Origin of the sequence: Mesorhizobium sp. M4B.F.Ca.ET.017.02.2.1, assembly GCF_003998955.1 — a bacterium.
Taxonomy (GTDB): domain Bacteria; phylum Pseudomonadota; class Alphaproteobacteria; order Rhizobiales; family Rhizobiaceae; genus Mesorhizobium; species Mesorhizobium abyssinicae.
Genome location: NZ_RZOF01000349.1, coordinates 1 through 6,591 on the forward strand (window position 1 = coordinate 1; position 6,591 = coordinate 6,591).

A 6,591-nucleotide genomic window follows, 5' to 3' on the forward strand; every position below is an offset into this window, starting at 1 on the left:
ACGAGAAGCGCGGCCGCAACTGGCAGCCGCTGCCGGACGAGCCGATGCTCGCCATGGCCTCGGCCACGCCAAGGCAGCCGGCGCCTGCCACCGCCCCAGTCCTGGTCGCGTCCGCCGAGCCGCTGGTCAAGACGATTGTCCGTCCGGATCCGGCCAAGCAGGCCTTGATGACCGCTGCCGTGGAGCCCGCGTCGGCGGCCAGCTCGGCAACGAACCGAGCCGGTGCTGCCGAGCAAACCTATGTGACCGCCGCCATCGCGCCTGCGGCGAAGGCGGGCCGCGTCGCGGCGAAACCGGTTGTGGTGGCGATGCAGGAGCCGATGGCGGAGCCGGATGCTTCGCGTTTCGGCGGCGCCCTGAACAACCGCTACATCACCTCGGTGCCGAGCGCGCCGCGGGAAGCCGCGATGGGTTTCCAGTCGACGCCCGAGAACACCGATGCCATCGGCGCGATGATCGTCAGCCAGAGCCGGCCGCTCGAAGCCTACTGATCTGACCGGCAATCGATGGTCCGCCTGGCAGCATGGCGGATCATTCCCGCTGGTGCATGTTCCAAACCGCTCTGAAAAATCCTAGATCAGTGCGATGTCGAAACGAATCGCCGGTCCAGAGATCGAACGCCTGATCCAGCTCCTGGCCAAGGTGCCGGGGTTGGGGCCGCGTTCGGCCAGGCGCGCCGCGCTCCATCTGATCAAGAAGAAGGAGCAGCTGCTTGAGCCTCTCGCCGCTGCCATGGGCGAGGCGGTCGACAAGGTGCGCATCTGCTCGACCTGCGGCAATGTCGACACCTCCGACCCCTGCATGATCTGCACCGATCCGCGCCGCGATGCCGGCACGCTGATCGTCGTCGAGGACGTCTCGGACCTCTGGGCGCTGGAGCGCGCGGCGGCGATGAATGTGCGCTACCACGTGCTCGGCGGCACGCTGTCGCCGCTCGACGGCATCGGCCCCGATCAGCTCAACATCCGCTCGCTGGTCGACCGCGTCGCCGGCGGCGAGGTCAAGGAGGTGATCCTCGCCGTCAACGCCACGGTCGAAGGCCAGACCACGGCGCACTACCTGACCGACCAGCTCTCCGGCTTCGAGGTCAAGGTGACAAGGCTCGCGCATGGCGTTCCGGTCGGCGGCGAGCTCGACTATCTCGACGAAGGCACGCTGGCCGCCGCGCTGCGGTCAAGGACAGCGTTTTGAGGGCTTCAACGAGGAGGTAGCCTGGAAATGACAGCATTCCTTCGCGCCCCCCTCTGTCCTGCCGGACATCTCCCCCACAAGGGGGGAGATTGGCAGCTTCGCTCGCGGCGTTCTTCCTTCAGCGTTGGCGATTGGCGAAAGCCAAGGCGACGGCCAATCTCCCCCCAAGTGGGGGAGATGTCCGGCAGGACAGAGGGGGGCGCGACAGAACGCAAGCATTCAAAACTGGCTGCGCTTTCCCTCTTCGCGGCTCTGTTCATTTTGCTCCTCACCCTGCCCGCCTCCGCCGCTTCCGTCGACGACCAGTTTCGCTCCTGGCTGCAGAGCGACCTCTGGCCGGAAGCCAAGGCCAAGGGCATCTCCAGGAAAACCTTCGACGAGGCCTTCATCGGCGTGAAGCCGAACCTGAAGCTGCCCGACCTCGTCATGCCCGGCGAGAAGCCGACGACGCCCGAGAAGCAGCACCAGGCCGAGTTCGGGCCGCCCGGCGCCTATTTCGCCGAGAAGACCGTTCGCGCCGTCACCGCCGGCGGACGGACCCGCGAGGGCGCCAATGCGAGGGTGCTGGGGCTGATCGAGAAACGCTACGGCGCGCCGGGCGAGGTGCTTCTGGCGATCTGGGGCCGCGAGACCGGCTTCGGCGCGGCCAAGATGCCCTATGACGCCTTCGAGGTGCTGGGCACCAAGGCCTTCATGTCGACCAAGAAGGATTTCTTCCGCACCGAGGTGCTGGCGGCATTGGAGATCGTCGAGCGCGGGCTGGCGCCGGTCAACGCGATGAAATCGTCCTGGGCCGGCGCGCTCGGCCAGCCGCAATTCATGCCGACCTCCTTCCTCAAGCATGCCGTCGATTTCGACGGCGACGGCCGGCCCGACATCTGGAATTCGACGCCGGATGTGCTGGCCTCGATCGCCAACTATCTCGTCCACTATGGCTGGGTGAGGGGCCGCGGCTGGGGAACCGAGGTGATCGTGCCTGCCAAAGTATCCTGCTCGCTCGAAGGACCCGACCAAGGCAAGAAGATTGCCGACTGGGTGGCGATGGGCATCAGGCGCGCCGACAACAAGGCGTTCCAGGCAAGCGAGCTCAAGGCCGAGGGCTTTCTTCTGATGCCGGCCGGCCGCAGCGGACCGGCTTTCATTGTCACGCCGAATTTCTATGTGCTCAAGCAATACAACACCAGCGACCTCTACGCGCTGTTCATCGGTCATGCCGCCGACCGCATCGCCAGGGGGGACGCCACCTTTACCGCACACTGGGGGCCGGTCGGCGACCTCCACCGCTCCGACATCGCCGCCCTGCAGAGGTCGCTGGAGGCCAAGGGCTACGACGTCGGCAGCGCCGATGGCCTGCCAGGCTTCAAGACGCGCCGCTCGATCGGCGACTGGCAGGCAAAGAACGGTCGCGCCGCCACCTGCTTCCCCGACGCCGCCCTGGTCGCTGCGCTGAAGTAACGGCGAAAAATAGCAAATTGTCCTCGATCGGCGGCGCCCATTGGCCGGCCCATGCCTCGCCTCGCAATGGCTCGTTCTGGTCCAATACGTTGCCTAGCAAATGCGCGTTGCCGGCTTCGGGGCCGCCGGATATGGTGTTGACCAACTGGACAAAAAACACGACGGTAGCGGCTCGATACGCGCGCGACCTCGAAAAGAATTCTGCAATCCTGAGCCGGGAACTCAGGTCGACAAATCAACAAAACAGGGAACGACCACCATGATGCTGGAAAAGTTTGCTCTTCGCTCTCGTGCCTTGCTTGCGGGCGCGGCGTTGTCCGCTCTGCTCGCAGCACCCGCCTTCGCGGTCACGCCGGCCGACACGCTGGTCGAGGGCTTCGCCATCGACGACATCATCTCCATGGATCCGGGCGAGGCGTTCGAACTGTCGACCGCCGAGGTCACCGGCAACACCTATGACCTCCTGGTCCGCCTCGACCTTAGCGACACCTCCAAGGTCAAGGGCGATCTGGCCGAGAGCTGGAGCGTCTCGGACGACGGCCTGACCTACACCTTCAAACTCAAGCCCGGCATGAAGTTCGCCTCCGGCAACCCGATCACTGCTGCCGACGTCGCCTATTCCTTCGAGCGCGCCATCAAGCTGGACAAGAGCCCGGCCTTCATCATCAACCAGTTCGGCATCAGCGGCGACAATGTCGCCGAGAAGGCCAAGGCCGTCGACGACACCACATTCCAGTTCGTCGTCGACAAGGCCTATGCGCCGAGCTTCGTCCTGAACTGCCTGTCCGCAACGGTCGCGTCGGTGGTCGATGCCAAGCTGGTCAAGGAACATGTCGCGGCGGTCACGCCGAGCGCCGACTACAAATGGGACAATGATTTCGGCAATGCCTGGCTGAAGACCGGCTATGCCGGCTCCGGCCAATTCACACTGCGCGAATGGCGCGCCAATGAGGCCGTCGTTCTGGAGCGCAACGACAACTACAATGGCGAGAAGGCCAAGCTCGCCCGCGTTATCTATCGCAACATGAAGGAAAGCTCGGCGCAGCGCCTCGCGTTGGAGGCCGGCGACATCGACGTTGCCCGCAACCTCGAGCCGAACGACCTCGACGCCATCGCCAAGAACGCCGATCTCACCACCACCAGCGCGCCCAAGGGCACGGTCTATTATATCAGCCTCAACCAGAAGAACCCGAACCTCGCCAAGCCAGAAGTCCGCCAGGCGTTCAAATACCTGGTCGACTATGATGCGCTGAGCTCGACCATCCTCAAGGGCATCGGCGAGATCCACCAGTCCTTCCTGCCCAAGGGCGACCTCGGCGCCGTCGATGACAATCCCTTCAAGCTCGACGTCGCCAAGGCCAAGGAACTGCTGACCAAGGCCGGTCTGCCTGACGGCTTCAGCGTGACCATGGATGTGCGCGTCGGCCAGCCGACCACCGGCATGGCGGAATCGATCCAGCAGACGCTCGGCCAGGCCGGCATCAAGCTGGAGATCATCCCCGGCGACGGCAAGCAGACGCTGACCAAGTACCGCGCCCGCAACCACGACATCTATATCGGCAACTGGGGCCAGGACTATTTCGATCCGAACTCCAACGCCCAGACCTTTGCGTCGAACCCGGACAACTCCGACTCCGCCAAGATCAAGACGCTGGCCTGGCGCAACGCCTGGGACATTCCGGACCTGACCAAGCAGACCGAGGCGGCCTTGCTTGAGAAGGATTCCGCCAAGCGTGCCGCGCTCTACGAGGACCTGCAGAAGAAGATCCTCGACACCAGCCCCTTCGTCGTCATCCACCAGCAACTCGAGGTGGCCGGCCTGCGCAAGAACCTGAAGGGCTTCGCGCTTGGCCCGAGCTTCGACACCAATTTCGTCGGGGTGGTCTCGAAGGAATAGCCTCGTCGGACCGCGCGCGTGAGCGTGGCTGAAAACCAGGCGACGGCGGGGCGTGGCAGCGCCCCTGCCGTGGCCGTTCTATCGTCGATCGGCCGCTTCCTGGTCATCGCGGTGACGACCTATCTCGGTCTTCTTGCGGTTACCTTCTTCATCGGCCGCGTCATTCCGATCGATCCGGTTCTGGCCGTGCTCGGCGACCGGGCTCCCACCGCCGTCGTCGAGCGCACGCGTCGCGAGATGGGCCTCGATTTGCCGTTGATCGAGCAGTTCTTCATCTATGTCAAAAGCGCCCTCAGCGGCGATTTCGGCACCTCGGTGCTGACCACAAATCCGGTGATGTCCGACATTCGCCGCGTCTTCCCGGCGACCATCGAACTGGCGACGCTGGGCACGATCATCGGCGCCGTCATCGGCGTGCCGCTCGGCGTACTGGCCGCGGTGAAGCGGGGCAGTCTCATCGACCAGATCGTGCGTATTATCGGACTGATCGGCTATTCCGTGCCGATCTTCTGGCTGGGACTGCTCGGCCTCGTCCTGTTCTACGCCAAGCTGCAATGGGTGGCCTTTCCTGCGCGGCTCGACGTCGTCTACGAATACACCTTCACGCCGATCACCGGCTTCTACCTCCTCGACGCGGCGATGCAGGGGCAATGGGATGTCTTCTACGACGCCTTCCGCCACATCATCCTGCCGGCCTCGCTGCTCGGCTATTTCGCGCTCGCCTATATTAGCCGCATGACCCGCTCCTTCATGCTGAACGAGATGGCGCAGGAATATATCGTCGCTGCGCGCGCCAAGGGCCTGTCGGAAACGCGCATCATCTGGGGCCATGCGCTGCGCAACGCAGCGGTTCCGATGGTCACGGTGATCGCGCTTTCCTATGCCAGCCTGCTCGAAGGCTCGGTGCTGACCGAGACCGTGTTCTCCTGGCCGGGCATCGGCCTCTACATCACCAATTCGCTGCAAAACGCCGACATGAATGCGGTGCTCGGCGGCACCATCATCATCGGCTCGGTCTTCATCGGCATCAATCTTCTTTCCGACCTGCTCTACCGCGTGCTCGATCCGAGGACCAAGACTGCATGAGCGCCGAGATCATCCAGAGCCGTCGCGAATGGCTGCTCAGCGACCGGCCGGCCTCGCGCATGCAGGCAAGGCTCGGCCGCGCCTATGTGGCGTGGCGGCGCTTCTCCGCCAACCGGCTGGCGGTTCTCGGCCTGCTGATCATCATCGCCCTGCTGGTGCTCGCCGCCTTCGCCGACGTGCTGGCGCCCTATTCGCCGACCGTCGGCGACCTCAAGAATGCGCGCCTGCTGCCGCCCGGCGCCGCGCACTGGTTCGGCACCGACGACCTCGGTCGCGATATCTACTCGCGCATCGTCTACGGCTCGCGCTGGACACTCTATGTGGTGATCCTCGTCGCCGTCATCGCCGCGCCGATCGGCCTTCTGGTCGGCACGGTCGCCGGCTACGCCGGCGGCTGGACCGACGCCGTCCTGATGCGCATCACCGACATCTTCCTCGCCTTCCCGAAACTGGTGCTGGCGCTGGCCTTCGTCGCCGCGCTTGGCCCCGGCATCGAGAACGCCGTGCTGGCGATCGCCATCACCTCCTGGCCGCCTTACGCCCGCATCGCGCGCGCCGAGACGCTGACCGTGCGCAATTCGGATTTCATCAAGGCGGTGCAACTGATGGGCGCCTCGCCGTTCCGCATCGTGCTGCGCCACATCATGCCGCTCTGTATCTCCTCGCTGATCATCCGGGTGACGCTCGACATGGCCGGCATCATCCTGACTGCCGCCGGTCTCGGCTTCCTCGGCCTCGGCGCGCAGCCGCCGCTGCCCGAATGGGGCGCGATGATCGCGTCCGGCCGGCGCTTCATCCTCGACCAGTGGTGGGTGGCCGCCGCACCGGGTGCCGCCATCCTCATTGTCAGCCTCGGCTTCAACCTGCTCGGCGACGGCCTGCGCGACGCGCTCGATCCGAGGAGCGGCGACCAATGAGCGCGCAGTCAAAGGGGCCACTCCTCGACGTCGACGATTTGCGGG

The 6,591-nt window shown here is 64.9% G+C and carries 5 protein-coding genes and 1 pseudogene; all 6 read left to right on the forward strand.

The annotated features are described in order from the left end of the window. Positions 1-491, forward strand: a pseudogene (locus tag EN738_RS28650) (cell wall hydrolase); the annotation flags it as partial. Positions 492-585: 94 nt separating this feature from the next. Then, positions 586-1,191, forward strand: coding sequence for a recombination mediator RecR (recR, locus tag EN738_RS28655; protein WP_040985994.1), 606 nt, complete (start codon positions 586-588; stop codon positions 1,189-1,191). A gap of 177 nt (positions 1,192-1,368) precedes the next feature. Further along, a complete protein-coding gene (locus tag EN738_RS28665) occupies positions 1,369-2,646 on the forward strand; it encodes a lytic murein transglycosylase (protein ID WP_127286593.1) in 1,278 nt (425 codons plus the stop codon). A 259-nt stretch (positions 2,647-2,905) separates the two neighbouring features. Continuing rightward, the gene (locus tag EN738_RS28670; RefSeq protein WP_127286594.1) at positions 2,906-4,543 is read left to right on the forward strand and encodes an ABC transporter substrate-binding protein; all 1,638 of its coding nucleotides are present in this window, start codon (positions 2,906-2,908) and stop codon (positions 4,541-4,543) included. Between the two features lie 18 nt (positions 4,544-4,561). Continuing rightward, on the forward strand, positions 4,562-5,629 hold the full coding sequence (locus tag EN738_RS28675; protein WP_127286595.1) for an ABC transporter permease: 1,068 nt from the start codon (positions 4,562-4,564) through the stop codon (positions 5,627-5,629). Continuing rightward, positions 5,626-6,546, forward strand: a complete 921-nt coding sequence (gene nikC, locus EN738_RS28680; RefSeq protein ID WP_127286596.1) for a nickel transporter permease — start codon at positions 5,626-5,628, stop codon at positions 6,544-6,546. The genes EN738_RS28675 and nikC overlap by 4 nt, the downstream gene beginning before the upstream one ends. The last annotated feature ends 45 nt before the right edge of the window (positions 6,547-6,591 follow it).

Coding starts and splice junctions, on each gene's coding strand:
- recR (WP_040985994.1), top strand. CDS start 586: ATGTCGAAACGAATCGCCGGTCCAGAGATCGAACGCCTGATCCAGCTC.
- EN738_RS28665 (WP_127286593.1), top strand. CDS start 1,369: ATGTCCGGCAGGACAGAGGGGGGCGCGACAGAACGCAAGCATTCAAAA.
- EN738_RS28670 (WP_127286594.1), top strand. CDS start 2,906: ATGATGCTGGAAAAGTTTGCTCTTCGCTCTCGTGCCTTGCTTGCGGGC.
- nikC (WP_127286596.1), top strand. CDS start 5,626: ATGAGCGCCGAGATCATCCAGAGCCGTCGCGAATGGCTGCTCAGCGAC.